Raw genomic sequence first — 17,164 nt, forward strand, 5'->3', positions numbered from 1 at the left:
TTATTCTTACATGGATGTAAGTCATTAGAATAACGCAGGAGCAGTTATCGAGGCCACTAGGTTACAAACCTCGCGCCGCGATTTGATCGACCCTAGATTGAACAAATCTCAATCCGCAAAGATCAACACGCCCTATACACGTAAACTTAAAACACCTAAACATACTGCTATCCGCTTAAAGCGCTATGGCATCTAGTTTATTTATGCACCCTAAGGAACCCTATGTTTGATTTAATAAGCGAACGCAGCGCTAATTTAAAAAATGATGTATTAGCCGGCTTAACCGCCGTGCTTACGCTCATTCCCGAAGCCGTTGCGTTTACCTTTGTAGCGGGAATTGACCCAATGATGGGGCTTTATGGCTCGTTTTTTGTTGGCTTTATTACCGCCGTGTTTGGCGGCCGCCCTGGTATGATTTCGGGTGCTGCTGGCTCTATGGCTGTAGTCACCACCGCCTTTATTATTATGTTTGGACTCGAGTACTTGCTGGCCGCCGTGGTATTAACCGGTGTGCTACAAGTAGTGTTTGGCGCTTTTAAAATGGGCAAATTTATTAGGCTGTTACCTCACCCTGTAATGCTTGGCTTTGTAAATGGCTTAGCTATTGTGATTAGTATGGCGCAATTTGGCCAATTTAAAGAAAACGTTCGCGTAGTTTACGATAAGCAACACGATATGTTTACCTACGCAGGCGATTGGATGCAACTAACCAGCCCAGCTATGCTTACCATGATGGGGCTAATTGCGTTAACCATGGCAATTGTGTATTTTTTACCGCGCTATACTAAAGCAATTCCTACCCCTCTTGCTGCAATAGCAGTATCTACAGCGCTGGTCACCTTTACGCCACTTGAGTCCAGAGTCTGCCAAGTTATTGCAAAAAGCCGGTGATTTGGTTGAGGTTAACATTGTTGAAGACCCTAAATACCCTGTAGCCAACGACGCTATGGCGTAACACGTCACTTAGGTAACTCACTAAAAAAGCTCAGAATTTCCCGAGCTTTTTATAAATATTGATGAAGGGCTATGAAGGTAGATAAATTAAAGTTTACTAGTCTTTTATTTTATATTAATGAGATCTATAAATTTAAAAGATAAACTGCTCGTTTTTTACTCCTAATACGTTATGGTATTTAAATAATAAATATACATAATAAAGTTAAGGAGCAGCCATGAATACCCCGCAATCAGATCATATCCCTCAAGAAGCCTTTGATTGGTACGACGAATACGCCCACGGTTTAATGGACCGACGTACATTTATGAAAAAACTAGGTGGGTTAGCTGCACTTGGTTTTTCAATGAGCGTACTAACCAGTGCCCTGTTACCTAATTATGCGTTTGCAGAGCAAATATCATTTAACGATGATGATATTAAAGCCACCTACGAAGAATTTGATTCGCCAAACGGGCATGGTAAAGGCAAAGGCTACTTAGCTGTACCTAGCAAAATTGAAGGTAAACTGCCGGTTGTATTAGTTATTCACGAAAACCGTGGTTTAAACCCATATATTAAAGATGTAGCCAGGCGCTTAGCCAAAAAAGGCTTTATTGCCTTTGCACCCGACGCACTCTTTGCGCTTGGTGGCTACCCGGGCAATGACGATGAAGGCCGCGCCATGCAAAAAACCATGGACAGAGCTAAAATTCAAAACGATTTTGTAGCTGGGGCTCACTTTTTAAAAAATCATTCGAATAGTAACGGCAAACTGGGAGCTGTGGGCTTTTGTTTTGGTGGTTACATTGTTAATTACTTAGCGGCGGTTGAGAGTGACTTATTGAGCGCGGGCGTGCCTTTTTATGGTACTCCTGCCAGTGAGTCACTGCACAAAAATATAAAAGCGCCTTTAATGATTCAATTAGGTGAGCTTGATAAACGCGTTAACGCTACATGGCCTGATTATGAAAAAAGCTTAAAAGCTAACAATGTTGAGTACATTATGCACATGTACGAAGGCGCTAATCATGGTTTTCATAACGACTCTACTGGGCGTTATGATGAGCAAAAAGCAGAACTTGCTTGGCAGCGTACCTTAGCGTTTTTTAATGAAAAACTAAGTTAATAATAAGGTAATGCCACCAGCTTAAAATGGGTGGCATTTTTTAAGTTAATTGAGCTCTGTAATGTGTAGAAGCTCACCAGATGGTCCCCATAAATAAATCACTTTACCCCACGGCTCTTGTTTTATCCCTTCAAAGCGAATATCAAAGTGAGTTAACTTACTAATAGTGTTAAAGGCTTTGTATATATTTAATACACACACTTGCAGCATTAAATTTTCAGCAAATTCTTGGTTGTAGTAACGCTTAATACCAATCGAATTAAATATTTAATCATCCTAGCGTGCTAAATAGAGCGCTAACAGCGTTATAAATTTCTTATGTAGAGCAACTACATGACGATATTTATGCCTTGTTATCACGCTATTTATCTGCCGCTATAAATACCTAATAACTTAACACGATTGGTATAAAAACAAACTACATTCACCTGATGTTGCTATGCTTAAATCAGCTGATGCAGGCTCAATAGTAAAGCCAAGCGCCTGATATAAGTCGCACGATTGCTGATAATTTTTACACGGCACAAACACTCTAATAGCATCAACTTGCATAATTATTTACCAGTTAATTTAATACGCTTTTATCAATAATCCCTTTTGCAATAAGGGCTTTTAAAATACCGGCGCTTTTTTCTCTAAAGGCATCGCGAAGTAAGCGCACCGCCGGAGTGATTGACTGCCTACTTGGGCACACCAACCAAAGTTCTGTAGGCGTGGGTTTAAAGTTTGGCATAACACTTATGACATTACCGGCAAGTAATTCATTAGACATATCTAAGCACGATTTAACCGCAAGCCCCTTGCCCGACAAACACCAACGCCTTACTAAATCGCCATCGTTAGCCGCATGGCCACCGTGCAATTTTACTTTAAACTCTTCGCTGGCATCGCTAAATACCCATACATCTTTAATTATATCTTGCAGTTGATAAAACAGCCCTTTATGTTCTGTTAAATCATGTGGATGAGCTGGCGTGCCATGTGTATCAAGGTAGCTTTGTGCTGCGCATAAAATACGCGGTACATCGCAAATTTTAAAACCGTACATGCTGGCATCGTTAGGTTTACCATAACGCAGTGCAATGTCGACCGAGTCACGATAAAAGTCGATATTACTGTCGCTTATATTGGCGCGCAAGCTGAGCTGAGTGTGGGTTTGCATGAACTCGTCAAGCCAGGGGATCACAATGTTGCGCCCTAAATCAGAAGAAAGCGCAATACGCAGCTCGCCATCAATTATATCGTCATCGCTTTTAAGTGTATTTTTGGCTTGTTCAAGCATTGCCAATGCTTGCTGGCATTGCGGAATGTAACGCTCGCCGGCTGCAGAAAGCCTTAAATGGCGAGTGGTGCGTATAAATAGTTCAAAACCTAAAGCCTGCTCTACCCTTTTAACAGCAGCACTTGCTGTGGCGGTGCGCATATCTAAATTTGATGCTGCAGCAGTAATACTTTTAAACTCTGCCACTTTTAAAATTACCTGTAAGTCTTCTAAAAGCATTGTGTTTTAATCCATTATCAACTTAATAATTTAATTATTATTTTTGGCAAAATTAAGCGCTTTAGGTTTGCTTACAGTGTATTGAGCAATCAAAAAGTGATTTATTGTCTATTTATATTTGACAATGCTTATCTATTGCGCGGTTTATCAATATAAAGGCAAATATTACACTGTACCCAACAGCTAGTCACTAACCACTATTTATTAAATTAGGACAATCTTTAAGGCGTTTATTAGTAAACCCAGCTTTTGGGCAGTAATAGTATGTTTAAAAAGAAAATTTGTTTAAAGCAATCGCTCGCTTTTCCAATTAACTAATATTATTTGATAAAGATTCAATTATTACCCTGTTTATTGCATAAAAATTCTCACCTATTATTCACCTCAACGCAAGCGAAGTCATTTAGGCTATTTAAATCGCTTTACTCTATTTTTTAGCATAACGGGTATCACAGTATGAAACGATTAAAAATCACTTTAGCAATAGCAACCCTGTCATTAGCCGCAAGTGCTTTTTCAAGCGCCTATGCAGCAGACGTTGGCCCCCTTGAAACGGTGACTACTTTTAATAAATATCGCGGCGCAGGTATAACTATAACACCTGCAGGGCGAATGATTGTAAGCATGCACCCGCTTGATGCACCAAAAACGCGAGTAGTTGAAATTATGGCAAACGGTGCTCAACAACCTTTCCCTAGCGAAGATTGGGCTGACGGCCCCGAGCTTGGCAAAGTAGGCCTTGCAGCCGTAATTGGCGTGCATAGCGACAGCAAAGGTGTGGTGTGGATTTTAGACATGGGCAGCGAGCAAGTAGCCCCAAAACTTATAGCCTGGGACAGCGTTGCCAATACCTTAGTTAATACCATTGAATTAAATAAAGACGCTGTACTTGATAACTCGTTTTTACAAGACTTTGTTATTGATGAACGTAACGACAAAATTTACATTGCCGATATGTCTTTTGGTAACTTTATGGGCGCCACTAAACCTGCGTTTATTGTTGTTGATTTAAAAACCGGCGAATCAACGCGTGTACTTGAGGGCAATGCTAAGCTAATGCCAGAGGAGCGCGATATTGTCATCGAAGCCTCTCCTGTTGCATCTAAATCAGCAAAAGGTGAAACAACAAACCTACGTTTTGGTTTAAACCCAATTACCATTGATGATAAAAATGAATGGGTATACTTTGGCGCATTTACAGGCACTAGCGTGTATCGCATTCCAGCAAAAACACTTGCTAATAGTACGTATTCAGATGCTAAAAAAGCAAAAAGCATTGAAGTGTTTGGCCCTAAAAACCCAAGCGATGGCATGACCTACGCGCCAGGTGGCGGTATTTTAGTAACCGACCTTGAAAACAGTGCCATTGGCTTAACGACTAAAGGCCACTACGAAATAATTGTTCAAGACAAACGATTATCATGGCCTGATAGCCTAGCAGTGAGCAATGGTTGGATTTATGTAACACAAGATCAGCTCCACCAGCACCCTGCATTTAGCCAAGGCTTTGGTAATGCAAAACCACCTTACGTATTAACGCGTTTTCGCTTTAATCAAAAATAATTAATTATTTTTATAAGCCAGCCATACCCGCTGGCTTTTTAGGAGTTAAGTTATGCTACTGGATACCCCTATTTGTGACTTTGGCTGGCAAGCGCCCAACTTTACGTTAAAAACCACGCAAGGCGAGCCTTTTACCTTAGCCGACAACCTAGGCGAAAACGCCTTATTAATCATGTTTATTTGTAACCATTGCCCTTATGTGCAACGTGTTGCAAGGCGCTTAAGCGAAGATACAGCGTTATTAATAAACGAAGGTATAAATGTGTTAGCTATTATGTCGAACGACTATAAAAGCGTCCCTGCTGACTCCCCAGCTAATATGGAAAAATTTGCTAAGCAGCACGGCTTTTTGTTTCCCTACCTTGTTGATGAAAACCAAGGCGTAGGCAAACAGTATGGCGCGGTTTGCACGCCTGATTTTTTTGGTTTCAATAAACATGGGGCACTGCAATACCGCGGCCGCTTAGACGATGCAAAAATGAATGACGATGCACATCGCACTCCTGAGTTAGTTAATGCCATGCGCCAAATTGCGGCCACAGGCAAAGGTCCTGAGCAGCAAACACCCAGCATGGGCTGCTCTATAAAATGGAGTAATTCATTATGAGTACAGTACATTTAAAATTGGGCGTAACCGATTTATCGTTTCACCATGTTACGGCCTCTTTAGTGAGCCATGTTTTAGCTGATATGGGCTTTACCGTTGAGCGTATTTATGCGCCGCATCAAGATAACTTTAAAAACCTTAAATCTGGTGAAGTAGATTTACTCGCCTCAGCATGGCTGCCTTCAAGCCACGGTGTTTATAAAGCCGATGTTGAACAAGTTATGCCACTCGTTGAGCTTGGCTTACATTATGAGCCTTATGCACACTGGGGCGTACCAGATTACGTACCGCAAAGTGCAGTGAACGAAATTAGTGATTTGTTAAAACCAGACGTGCTTACAAAAATGCAAAAAACAATTCAGGGCATTAATGCCGGTGCTGGTATTACCCGTTTTTCTATTAATATGATGAAAGAATATGGGCTGACGAGCGCAGGATATGAGTTTTTAACCGGCACAGAGCATGACTGTTTTAGCGCGTTTGAAAACGCCGTCGCCACCCAAACCTGGTGCGTAGTGCCGTTATGGAAACCACAATTTTTGCATTACAAGCACACAATACGTGAGCTTAAAGAACCACAAGGATTACTAGGCGTTGTTGATAGAGCTGTTTTACTCCTACGTGAAGATAAACAAGCGCTGTTTAACCAAGCACAGTTAAACACCCTTAATAAATTACGCTTTTCAAATGAGATCATTGCCGAGCTTGACTATAAAGTATGCAAAAACTTACAACCCCTCGATGACGTAACGCGTAATTGGCTTAATAACAATCCAATTAAATAGTAATTTGTGCTTTGTTTTTTTTAAAAAGGCTCAATATAGACACTACTTGGCTAAAATAGCCACTTAACGGAGATAACCATGACCCATCCAATTATTAATGATTTAGAAAAACGTTATACAACTAAACGCTACACAACCAAGCGCATTCCTCAAGATGATCTAGATGTAATTTACGAAGCTATGCGTCTTTCTCCTTCATCAATTAACTCGCAGCCGTGGAAATTTATTGTTATTGAGTCAGACGAAGCTAAAGAGCGTATGCACTCTACGTTTGCTAATAAATTTCAATTTAATCAGCCGCATATAAAAACTGCATCGCACGTTATTTTATTTGCTTACAACCCTAAATATAAACGTGATGACTACGCACAAGTCATTGATGCAGACATTAAAAATGGCCGTACTCAAAGTGAAAACCGCGAACAAGCATTTGGTGCGTTTGCTTTTGTTGATATGAATACCGATGAGCAAGGCAACAATGCAATGTGGACCAAAGCGCAAACTTACATTGCCCTGGGCAACACAATGCACGCCGCTGCACGCTTAGGCGTTGATTCAACACCTATGGAAGGTGTAGATGCACAGCTTATTGGTGAAGTGTTTGAACAAGAGCTCGATGGCTATATTTGTGATGTAGCGTTGGTACTTGGCTACCACGATGACACTGAAGATTATAACGCTAAGTTACCTAAATCTCGCTTAGCAAAAGAGCAAGTTATACAGGTTTTATAAAAACCTATTAAAAAAGCTTAGCGCTAATGAGTGCTAAGCTTTTATATTCATTTTATTTTTTAGCAATAGCTTGCAGGACCGACGCTAAACCCGTGTGGTATGTGCCTTCAAACACTTCTCGCTTTAGCTCTTCTAAATGTACAAAGCTAAGCTCGGCTAAGTCATCTTGTAAATCGCTTTTTGAGGTTTTAGTATCGACACTTGGGCCGCCTCCGGTATTATAATTTACTTGCTCAGGCGTATAGGCCTCAAGTAAAAACACCCCACCTGGCTTTAAACCTTTAACAGCGCGCTTATATACCGCTGAACGCACGGCACTTGGTAAAGGGCAATAAATAGACACTACCGCATCCCATTTTTCTTTTTCGAAATCAAACTTCGCTAAATCGGCGTGTACAAGCTCAATGTTTACGTTGTGCTCTTTGGCAAGCTTTGCCGCTTTTTCAAGCCCTACTTTTGAGCCATCAACCGCGGTAACGCTGTAACCCATTTTTGCTAAAAATACCGCATTTCGTCCCTCACCTTCGGCTAAGCTAATAACATTGCCTTTAGGTAATTGCTTATAGTGCTCAGCTAAAAAATCGTTTGGCTGTTTGCCATAAGCATATTGCTGAGTGTTATATCTTTCATCCCACATAATAGCTCCTGGTATTATTTTGCGTATTCATAGCGTTGAATAAGCCTGCTTAATAATTCCACTAATAATATGTAGTGTAAATAGGTAACTAATTTTTTAATGTTATTAATATACTACGCAGCCATGCTCACGCACACTGCTAAGTGCTGGATTAAAAGGGGTGATTTTCAGAGCTAAATAAAAAAAGCCAGTGACGAGGTCACCGGCCAAAAGAAGGCAATACGAAGGGAGTCGTACTGGCTGTTAAAACTTTTTCAGTATTCGTTATCTTAATAACGGCACATGAGATTCTAATGCCTGATAGTTCATCCATTGGTTTAATTGCTCTGGCCAGGTAATGGTTGGCTCGCAATATAAACCGCGTAATATAGAAAAATAAATAGCGCTATCAAGCAAGCTTAATGACGTTTTACCATTATTAATATTGAGCTGTTTTTCGGTGCCAATTAAAAATTCATTTACTTGTAAAACGATCTCAGGAGTTGATGCTATTAGGTTTACAAAGTTAAGCTCTGTCGATTGCTTGTTATCTTCCCACGCTATACGGCTAGATTCTGTTTTAAACTCTTTTAAATCAAGTAATGGCCAGCGCGGCAAACCAATTTGCAATAAAGGCGCAAACGAGCCACCTTGCCACTCAATAGCCCCTTGCGTTGGCTTGTCTGATTCGCTAGAGCCAGCAAATTCAATAAACAGGCTAATAATTTCGTTACTTTCACTCATAACAGTGCCGTCATCCATTTCAAGAATAGGTACCATTTTTTCACCAATTAGTTTTGTTGGTGTTTCGGTGTCGTCGTAATCAAGTACAGCGTCATCAAGCTTAATGCCTAATTTACCTGCTACATATTTAACACGCGCACAAAAAGGACAATGAGAGTAACTGTATAGTTTCATAATTAATTAAAGCCTAAAGCGGGTTAAGTACCTATGCCCGTAAGATACCCAAATAGTCAGCGCAGAAAAACCGCATTTAGGTTGAAACTTTATCTTGTAAAAATTGATAATCACGCTTTAATACCAGTCCGCATAATTAAGTGATCTATTTTGAGGATGGATAAACGTGTTGATAGCAAGGCAAAAAATTCGCTATTTAGTCGTTCTAAATGAGAATTTTTTAACGCAGATAGCGACACGTTTAGCCCCTGAAAATGATTAAGCGTTAATGCGGATTGGTATAAGTAGTAAATAAAATAAAAAACACGCCATAAAGGCGTGCTTATTTTACACATTATAGTTAGCGCCCTATTACGCCCTCAGCTAAAGGTTTAAATCTAAATATGTAATAGGGTGCTTTATTTTGAGCATTGCCGTTATTAAGTTGTGCCGAAAGCGGCAATTGCGCAGCGCCGGTGTACATGTAACCCTCAGGTCCAATGCTTACACCATCTGGCCAAATCATGTTTTTATCGTACGTGTAATCACGGTACGTACGTGTTTTGGCATCAATAACGCCCACAGTACGCTCACCTACTATGGTTAAATATAAATTATCATCAGCATCAATACTTAAACCACCGTTTACTGGTTTTTGTGCGTATTGCTCTACTCGTTCGCCTAGTTGTTTATCGGTTAGTTGATCGTTAGCAATGTCGGCCATTTTAATACGGTAAACATACTTTTTATTAAGCGGAGCAAAGTAAAGCCATTGCTGCGCGTTATCAAGCACAATGCCATCGGCCCCAATAAAGGCATTAAGTTGCTTTTGGTTATCAGTCCCTTCATCAATCATTATTGGCATTGTGTAATCGGGTAATGCACTTTCGTGACCTTGCAGTACTCGCCGGCTCTTACCTGTTTTAGTATTAACGATAATAAGGGCGGCTTGCTTGCCATTTCCGCCATCTGCAATACCTTCATCAGCGATCACCAATGTATTGTATTTGCTCGATATAGCTAAATCATTAAGTTGAGATTGAGCAACCGATATAGGGCTAGGTAAATAAATAATTTTATTAAGCTTATTGTTTAGCGCATCCCATGATATCAGCTTTGGCGTAATACGCGGCTGCGCCTGGCCTGAGTCGAGTATCCATACATTACCTCTGTCATCAGCCCTTACCCCTAATACCCAATTTAAATAGTTAGCGGGATTTTTTAAGCTGCCATCACTTTTATAAGGAATTTGCATTTGCGCATTAGGAAATGGCACTACCTCACCACTTTTTAAAAGCTCACCCACTTTTACTTTTGGGTTATAAAAAGGGTGATAACTAAAAATAAAGCGCTTGTTTAGTGTATACGTAATACCGCCCACAGCACCGTCGGTTTGTGCGTAAACCTCAGCGGGTACCGTGTCATTTGCAAAAGCCGAGGCACTTATTAGCAAGGCTATAGCGCTTAGCCCTAATTTAGATTTATTTAAAAACATAATTTGCCCTACTTTTGCTTAATGTAATTAGCTGTGCCGTCTATCCAGTCTTGTCGAGCTGGGGCAAAAAAATCAATATCTACCGTATCTTGGGTAAAGTGAAATTCGTGCGGTACATTGGCCGGAATCACCATCATGTCACCCGCTTTCATAAGGTATTGTTTACCGCCAGAAAACACTTTAGCCTCGCCTGACATGATCCACGTCACTTGTTCATTCGGGTGTTTATGAAGCGGTACTTTGCCGCCTTTTTTAGCCACCCATTTTACAAACGTAGATTGCGTACCATGAAAATATTGGCGTGTTAAATATGAGCCCATTTGCTCTTTGGGTTGGCTGTCGAGATTAAGTAAAAAAGGGGCGTTGGTAATGTGCTGATTATAACTATCCATTATGCCCATTTGGGGTGCAGGCGTTATTTGCTGTTCAAGTTTACTTTGCGCTGCCCATACGCCACTGCTTGTTAAAGCAGTTGCTAATAAAAGCGTGTTAATTTTCATAGTTTCACCTAAATAATAAACTGTGTGCGGCTGCACTGACTATTTAGGTAAAGTTTACAGGCTGAGGATTTTTGAAAAAGCCGCCTAGGCAAGAAACATTATCAAATAAAAACGAGTAATTAATTACTTATTAAAAAATATAAACCCAGCAATAAAGCTGGGTTTTACTTAGGTAATGCTTAAAAAACCTTAACTGACCTTTAATTCTTGCATTTGTATGTACTGTACTAAGTCTTCAATCGTTACCACTGTCATGCTGTGTTTATTAGCATAATCACTTACCTGTGGTAAACGCGCCATGGTGCCATCAGGATTAGTGAGTTCACAAATAACCCCAAACGGTTTTAAACCAGCCAGCTTCATTAAATCAACAGATGCCTCGGTGTGGCCGCGGCGAACTAAAACCCCACCTGTTTGTGCTTTTAAGCCAAATACATGGCCTGGGCGCGATAAATCACTCGGTTTAGCGTTATCGGCTGTGGCGGCTTTAATCGTTGTTACTCGATCGGCTGCCGATACGCCGGTTGTAACACCGTGTTTAGCCTCTATTGTGACTGTGTAGGCTGTATTATTTTGGCTGGTGTTGTGAGTTACCATTTGCGGTAGCTCGAGCTGCTTAATACGCTCATCGCCCATACACAGGCACACAATACCGCTGCCTTCGCGGATCATTTCCGCCATTTGTTGGGTGGTTAAATGCTCGGCAGAGAAAACAAAATCACCTTCGTTTTCGCGGTTCTCGTCATCAACAACAAGTACGCCTTGGCCTTGCTGCAAAGCAGCAATGGCATTTTCTACACGGGTATGGCTTTCGCCAAATTGGCTAAGTAAAGACTGAATCATTATTATATTCCACATAAAAATAAATAGATTCAGGACACTGAAAGGCATGGCAAAACACACAAACTAAATTGCGCACTTTTTGCCACTAAACAGCTTATACCAATCCGCTTAATTAAGTGGTTTATTTTGAGGTTGGAAAAACGCGTCGCTCAAAATGATTAAGTATTATTGCGAATTGGTATTAAACACGCAGCCACAGGCAACGTGTTTGCATACGCTACAAGCTATATTCTCTTTCATCCGGACTATAACCGTCGGCTCTGGCATCTCACCAGATCTGCTTGACCTTTATTTAATACATTAAAAAACGATTATTAAATAAAGCGCTCGCGGGCTCGTTTTATTCAAAAACTAATGAGTAAAACATACCGCCGGTGGGGAATTTCACCCCGCCCTGAGAATGTACCGTGAACTTATCTGTTCACGGCCTGCGCATTATACGCGTGTATTTATACGTTATTCAAAAATAAACGTTAAATAAGCTCAGTATTTAGTGAGGCATTGAGTACTTTACCTTGGTTAATATCGGCCGTGAGTGAGCATTTTGCGCCATTAACTAAGTTTAAATTTGGCTGCACATGGCCAATATCAGCATCTATTATTACCGGGAATAAACACCCACCCAATGCCACCTCTAGCGCATGGCGGTAATCAAATGCATCGTGATGACTTTGTGTTATTTCGCTGCGCCCTAAAATAAGGCCGTTAATATCATCAAATACACCGGCAAGTTTGAGCGACAGTAAAAATCGTGCCACGGTGGTAGGGGTAAGCTCTGAATTTTCTAGGTATAAAATAAGCCCTTCGTTCGCACTGTGTTTTTTAAAGTCATGCAATGCTAAAAATGGCGAATCCAGCAATAACCCTACGGTATCAAGGCAGCCGCCAAATAAGCGCCCAGACATCTCTATTGTGCGCTCATCAGTGTAATTTAGGCACTGCCACTGGGTAGGCTCGCTTGGCGCTAGCAGCTCATCTGGGTTTTGTGCGTAATTGGGTTTATTTTTTTGATAATAAGCAGAAGGCCCTTGCTCAAATTTACTTCCCGACTCGTAGGTAATGGTTTCAAAAATTTGTAAGCTGTAGGGGTTTGTTTCATCTGGGTGAAGCTGCATTAGGTTGGCACTATGAAGTGTTGCCCATTGGCACTTAGCCGTAAGTGCACAGGCAATTGTGCTCACATCAGAAAAACCCACCAGCCATTTAGGTTTGGCCTCTTTTATGGCGTTAAAATCGAGCAGTGGCAAAATTTCCATTGCCAGCTCTCCGCCCATTGGCGGCATAATGGCGGCAACCTCATCATCTAGCAAAAAGCCCATTAATTGCTTAGCATGCGCTTTTGCATCTAATTCATCGCGGGGTTTATTTTGGCGTAAAAACTCCCCTTCTACTACCTCGTAACCACGGTGTTTTAAACCGTCTATCACTCTATCTAATCGTGCATGGTATTTTTCTTTTAAGCCCGACGAAAGCGAGCAAATAGCAATTTTAGAGCCTACTTTTAAAGGCGCTGGATAAAGTATATTAGCCATGAATGTTCCTTTTAATAAAGTGATTCCACTGTGTAAAAGCCGTTATGCATTTACACATTACCTATATGAATGTACCTATATCAACACGCACACTCTTTATGCAATATGAATAAGCGTAGAGTGTGTTTAGCATTTATGCAGTCACCATTTTATTTATAAATTTTTTTAACGGGTAATGGCACGCGCTTTTTTAGCAATCGACTTATGCCAATCCGTTTAACTCAGCTCTTTATTTTGAGGGGTGGTGTTATATATGGGGTTTATGAGGATAAGTTGGCATTAGCTAGTTTTTAGGCATAAAAAAACCGATGCAATCGCATCGGTTTTTGCTTGTACATTACTGTGAGCTAAATATTAAAGATACTCAACGTCAATGATTTCGTACTCAACGTCGCCTTTAGGCGTTTTAATGGTCACAGCATCATCTGTTTGTTTACCAATTAAACCGCGCGCAATCGGTGAGTTAACAGAAATTAAGTTATTTTTAATATCTGCTTCGTCATCACCCACAATACGGTAGGTTACTTCGGCATCTGTTTCTACATTTACAATAGTGACAGTAGTACCAAAAATAACTTTACCTGTATTAGGCATTTTAGTTACGTCAATAATTTGCACATTTGAAAGCTTAGCTTCAATTTCTTGAATACGGCCTTCACAAAAACCCTGTTGCTCACGCGCTGCGTGGTATTCAGCGTTTTCTTTTAAGTCACCATGTTCACGTGCAATCGCAATATCATTTACGATTTTAGGACGGGTAACTGTTTTTAATTCGTTAAGCTCTTCGCGCAGTAACTCTGCGCCACGAACTGTCATCGGAATTGATTGCATACTTTTCTCACTTAACACCAAGGCCTAGTGGCCTTGGTACATTTCCTTAGTTCAATCGCTGGTGTAGCTCTTGAACTGACGTCACTTTACTACGGTCGTCCGCTTGGTTAGCAGTACAGTTAGCAAATGCCGCGTTCAAGGTTGTCGTGTAGTTGGTTTTGTTTTGCAATGCACCACGACGCAACACCTTCGAATCTTCGATCGCTTGGCGACCTTCGGTGGTATTTACGATATAGCTGTACTCTTTATTCTTGATGTTATCAAGAATATGCGGGCGGCCTTCATATACTTTGTTTACACGGCGTACTTCAATACCGGCCTCTTTTAAAGCCTCTGCTGTGCCACCTGTTGCATCAATTTCAAAACCAAGGTCTGTCATGGTTTTAGCAAGTTCTACAACACGAGACTTATCGCTGTTACGTACAGATAGTAACGCGCGACCACCGCGTGGTAAAGTGTTGCTTGCACCTAATTGTGCTTTTGCGAACGCTTCGGCGAAAGTATCGCCAACACCCATCACTTCACCTGTAGAGCGCATCTCTGGGCCACGGATAGGATCCACACCTTGGAACTTAGCAAACGGTAAAACAACTTCTTTAACGCTGTAATACGGTGGAATTACTTCTTTAGTAATGCCTTGGCTTGCTAAAGACTGACCCGCCATACAACGCGCGGCTACTTTTGCAAGTGCAATACCGGTCGCTTTAGATACAAACGGTACAGTACGCGCCGCACGTGGATTCACTTCAATTAAGTACACTTTGCCATCTTTTACAGCAAATTGTGTATTCATTAAGCCCACTACGCCAAGCTCAAGTGCCATATCGGTTACTTGTTTACGCATAACATCTTGCACTTCTTGTGATAAAGAGTGTGCAGGTAATGAACATGCTGAGTCACCCGAGTGAACACCCGCTTGCTCAATGTGCTCCATTATACCGCCAATAATTACTTGCTCGCCGTCACAAATTGCATCAACGTCCACTTCGATTGCATTATCTAAGAAGTGATCAAGTAGTACTGGCGCTTCATTTGAAGCTTGTACCGCTTCGGTCATGTAACGACGTAAGTCTTGCTCATCGTAAACAATTTCCATTGCACGGCCACCCAGTACGTACGATGGACGCACAACCAGTGGGAAGCCAATTTCACCTGATTTAAGTAATGCTTCTTCAGTTGATGTAACTGTTGCGTTTTCTGGTTGTAGTAAATCAAGACGCTCTACTAACTGTTGGAAACGCTCACGGTCTTCTGCGCGGTCAATCGCATCTGGTGAAGTACCAATTACTGGCACACCATTCGCTTCAAGTTCACGTGCTAGTTTAAGTGGTGTTTGGCCACCGTACTGTACAATCACACCTTTTGGTTTTTCAACACGTACAATTTCTAATACGTCTTCAAGTGTAATTGGTTCAAAGAATAGACGGTCAGAGGTATCGTAATCGGTAGAAACCGTTTCAGGGTTACAGTTAACCATGATGGTCTCATAGCCGTCTTCACGTAGTGCAAGGGCTGCGTGTACACAACAGTAGTCAAACTCAATGCCTTGGCCGATACGGTTAGGACCGCCGCCAATAACCATGATTTTGTCTTTGTCTGACGGGTTCGCTTCACACTCTTCATCGTACGTTGAGTACATGTAAGCTGTGTCTGAGCTAAATTCGGCAGCACAGGTATCAACACGCTTGTACACAGGTACAATGTTTAACTGATGACGCTTTTTGCGAATTTCGGCTTCAGATACACCAGCAATTTCAGCAATACGTGGGTCGGCGAAGCCTTTACGCTTAAGTTTACGTAAAAACTCTGCATTTAAGCCGGCCATGCCACCTTCAGCAATTTTAGCTTCGTCTTTTAAAATGTCTTCTATTTGTACTAAGTACCAAGGGTCAACTTTGGTAAGTTCAAATACTTCTTCTACGCTCATACCGTGGCGCATTGCATCGGCAATGTACCAAATACGCTCAGCGCCTGGCTCGCGTAGTTCACGAATAATTTTTTCGCGCGCTTTCGGGTCATCAAGTGCTACAATTGGGTTAAAGCCCGTTGCGCCTACTTCAAGACCGCGTAATGCTTTGTGTAACGATTCTTGCTGGTTACGACCAATCGCCATTACTTCGCCCACTGATTTCATTTGCGTTGTTAAGCGGTCGTTCGCGCCGGCAAATTTTTCAAAGTTAAAGCGAGGAATTTTTGTTACTACGTAGTCGATTGATGGCTCAAATGACGCTGGTGTTTTGCCACCTGTAATGTCGTTTTGAAGCTCATCTAACGTGTAACCAATTGCTAACTTAGCGGCAATTTTAGCAATAGGGAAACCCGTTGCTTTAGATGCCAGTGCTGATGAGCGAGATACACGTGGGTTCATCTCAATGATAACCATACGGCCATCATCAGGGTTTACACCAAACTGTACGTTTGAACCACCGGTTTCAACACCAATTTCACGCAGTACCGCCATAGAGGCATTACGCATTAATTGATATTCTTTGTCGGTTAGCGTTTGTGCTGGTGCAACGGTGATTGAATCACCAGTGTGTACACCCATTGGGTCAAAGTTTTCGATAGAACATACAATGATACAGTTGTCTTTTTTGTCGCGAACAACTTCCATTTCATATTCTTTCCAGCCAATCAGTGATTCATCAATCAACAACTCACTTGTTGGTGATAAATCTAGGCCGCGCTCACAGATTTCGTTAAATTCTTCCATGTTGTAAGCCACACCGCCACCGGTGCCACCCATAGTGAAAGAAGGACGAATAATACACGGAAAACCAATACGTGTTAGCGTATCGTGTGCTTCATCCATAGAGTGAGCAATTTCAGCACGTGGACATTCAAGGCCAATGTTTTTCATGGCTACGTCAAAGCGTTCACGGTTCTCTGCTTTGTCGATTGCATCAGCGGTTGCGCCAATTAGCTCAACGCCGTGTTTAGCCAGTACACCGTGCTTATCTAAATCAAGTGCACAGTTTAATGCAGTTTGACCACCCATTGTTGGTAGTACTGCATCTGGCTTTTCTTTTTCAATAATTTTTTCTACCACTTCCCAATGAATAGGTTCGATGTACGTTGCATCGGCCATTTCCGGGTCAGTCATGATAGTTGCTGGGTTTGAGTTAACTAATATAACTCTAAAGCCTTCTTCTCTAAGTGCTTTACACGCTTGAGCACCAGAGTAATCAAATTCACAAGC

At 41.4% G+C, this 17,164-nt stretch carries 16 protein-coding genes and 1 riboswitch; of the genes, 6 read left to right on the top strand and 10 right to left on the bottom strand.

Annotated elements, in window-relative coordinates; genetic code table 11:
• Window positions 1-222 precede the first annotated feature (222 nt).
• Window positions 223-891 (top strand): SulP family inorganic anion transporter, encoded by a 669-nt coding sequence (locus tag B4F91_RS11795; RefSeq protein ID WP_414704607.1) that lies wholly within the window; start codon window positions 223-225, stop codon window positions 889-891.
• A 281-nt stretch (window positions 892-1,172) separates the two neighbouring features.
• The gene (locus tag B4F91_RS11800) at window positions 1,173-2,063 is read left to right on the top strand and encodes a dienelactone hydrolase family protein (protein WP_286939122.1); all 891 of its coding nucleotides are present in this window, start codon (window positions 1,173-1,175) and stop codon (window positions 2,061-2,063) included.
• Window positions 2,064-2,456: 393 nt separating this feature from the next.
• Here B4F91_RS11800 and B4F91_RS11805 read toward each other — a convergent pair whose 3' ends face one another.
• The gene (locus B4F91_RS11805) at window positions 2,457-2,615 is read right to left on the bottom strand and encodes a hypothetical protein (protein WP_286939120.1); all 159 of its coding nucleotides are present in this window, start codon (window positions 2,613-2,615) and stop codon (window positions 2,457-2,459) included.
• A 13-nt stretch (window positions 2,616-2,628) separates the two neighbouring features.
• Window positions 2,629-3,564 (bottom strand): LysR family transcriptional regulator, encoded by a 936-nt coding sequence (locus B4F91_RS11810; RefSeq protein WP_286939119.1) that lies wholly within the window; start codon window positions 3,562-3,564, stop codon window positions 2,629-2,631.
• Between the two features lie 456 nt (window positions 3,565-4,020).
• On the opposite strand from B4F91_RS11810, the gene B4F91_RS11815 reads away from it, so the two are divergent.
• From B4F91_RS11815 to B4F91_RS11830, 4 genes are all read left to right on the top strand, one after another.
• Window positions 4,021-5,127 carry an L-dopachrome tautomerase-related protein gene (locus B4F91_RS11815; protein WP_286939117.1) on the top strand — a complete coding sequence of 369 codons (1,107 nt, stop codon included), beginning with the start codon at window positions 4,021-4,023 and terminating at the stop codon, window positions 5,125-5,127.
• Between the two features lie 52 nt (window positions 5,128-5,179).
• Window positions 5,180-5,734, top strand: a complete 555-nt coding sequence (locus tag B4F91_RS11820) for a thioredoxin family protein (protein ID WP_286939116.1) — start codon at window positions 5,180-5,182, stop codon at window positions 5,732-5,734.
• Window positions 5,731-6,519 (top strand): glycine betaine ABC transporter substrate-binding protein, encoded by a 789-nt coding sequence (locus tag B4F91_RS11825; RefSeq protein WP_286939115.1) that lies wholly within the window; start codon window positions 5,731-5,733, stop codon window positions 6,517-6,519. The genes B4F91_RS11820 and B4F91_RS11825 overlap by 4 nt, the downstream gene beginning before the upstream one ends.
• 78 nt (window positions 6,520-6,597) lie before the next feature.
• Complete coding sequence (locus tag B4F91_RS11830) at window positions 6,598-7,251, top strand: nitroreductase family protein (protein ID WP_054983121.1); 654 nt, start codon at window positions 6,598-6,600, stop codon at window positions 7,249-7,251.
• A 52-nt stretch (window positions 7,252-7,303) separates the two neighbouring features.
• Here the strand turns inward: B4F91_RS11830 and B4F91_RS11835 are convergent, their stop codons facing one another.
• The 8 genes from B4F91_RS11835 to carB all read right to left on the bottom strand — a co-directional run.
• Complete coding sequence (locus B4F91_RS11835; RefSeq protein ID WP_064385169.1) at window positions 7,304-7,888, bottom strand: class I SAM-dependent methyltransferase; 585 nt, start codon at window positions 7,886-7,888, stop codon at window positions 7,304-7,306.
• 264 nt (window positions 7,889-8,152) lie between these two features.
• Entirely contained in the window at window positions 8,153-8,785 is a 633-nt protein-coding gene (gene grxB, locus B4F91_RS11840; RefSeq protein ID WP_286939114.1) for a glutaredoxin 2, read from the bottom strand.
• Window positions 8,786-9,125: 340 nt separating this feature from the next.
• Window positions 9,126-10,259 (bottom strand): L-dopachrome tautomerase-related protein, encoded by a 1,134-nt coding sequence (locus B4F91_RS11845; protein WP_286939112.1) that lies wholly within the window; start codon window positions 10,257-10,259, stop codon window positions 9,126-9,128.
• Between the two features lie 8 nt (window positions 10,260-10,267).
• Window positions 10,268-10,759: a cupin domain-containing protein gene (locus tag B4F91_RS11850; RefSeq protein ID WP_154945577.1), complete on the bottom strand. Its 492-nt coding sequence runs from the start codon at window positions 10,757-10,759 to the stop codon at window positions 10,268-10,270.
• A gap of 189 nt (window positions 10,760-10,948) precedes the next feature.
• Window positions 10,949-11,602 (bottom strand): 3,4-dihydroxy-2-butanone-4-phosphate synthase, encoded by a 654-nt coding sequence (ribB, locus tag B4F91_RS11855; protein WP_064385174.1) that lies wholly within the window; start codon window positions 11,600-11,602, stop codon window positions 10,949-10,951.
• 224 nt (window positions 11,603-11,826) lie between these two features.
• A riboswitch (FMN riboswitch) is annotated at window positions 11,827-12,008 on the bottom strand.
• A gap of 67 nt (window positions 12,009-12,075) precedes the next feature.
• A complete protein-coding gene (locus B4F91_RS11860) occupies window positions 12,076-13,134 on the bottom strand; it encodes a S66 family peptidase (protein ID WP_273586790.1) in 1,059 nt (352 codons plus the stop codon).
• Window positions 13,135-13,488: 354 nt separating this feature from the next.
• Complete coding sequence (gene greA, locus B4F91_RS11865; protein ID WP_004588092.1) at window positions 13,489-13,965, bottom strand: transcription elongation factor GreA; 477 nt, start codon at window positions 13,963-13,965, stop codon at window positions 13,489-13,491.
• Window positions 13,966-14,011: 46 nt separating this feature from the next.
• Window positions 14,012-17,164, bottom strand: a 3,153-nt coding sequence (carB, locus tag B4F91_RS11870; RefSeq protein WP_288635775.1) for a carbamoyl-phosphate synthase large subunit, incomplete at its 5' end; no start/stop codon positions are given.

Origin of the sequence: Pseudoalteromonas sp. UBA6610 (assembly GCF_002433295.1) — a bacterium.
Taxonomy (GTDB): domain Bacteria; phylum Pseudomonadota; class Gammaproteobacteria; order Enterobacterales; family Alteromonadaceae; genus Pseudoalteromonas; species Pseudoalteromonas atlantica.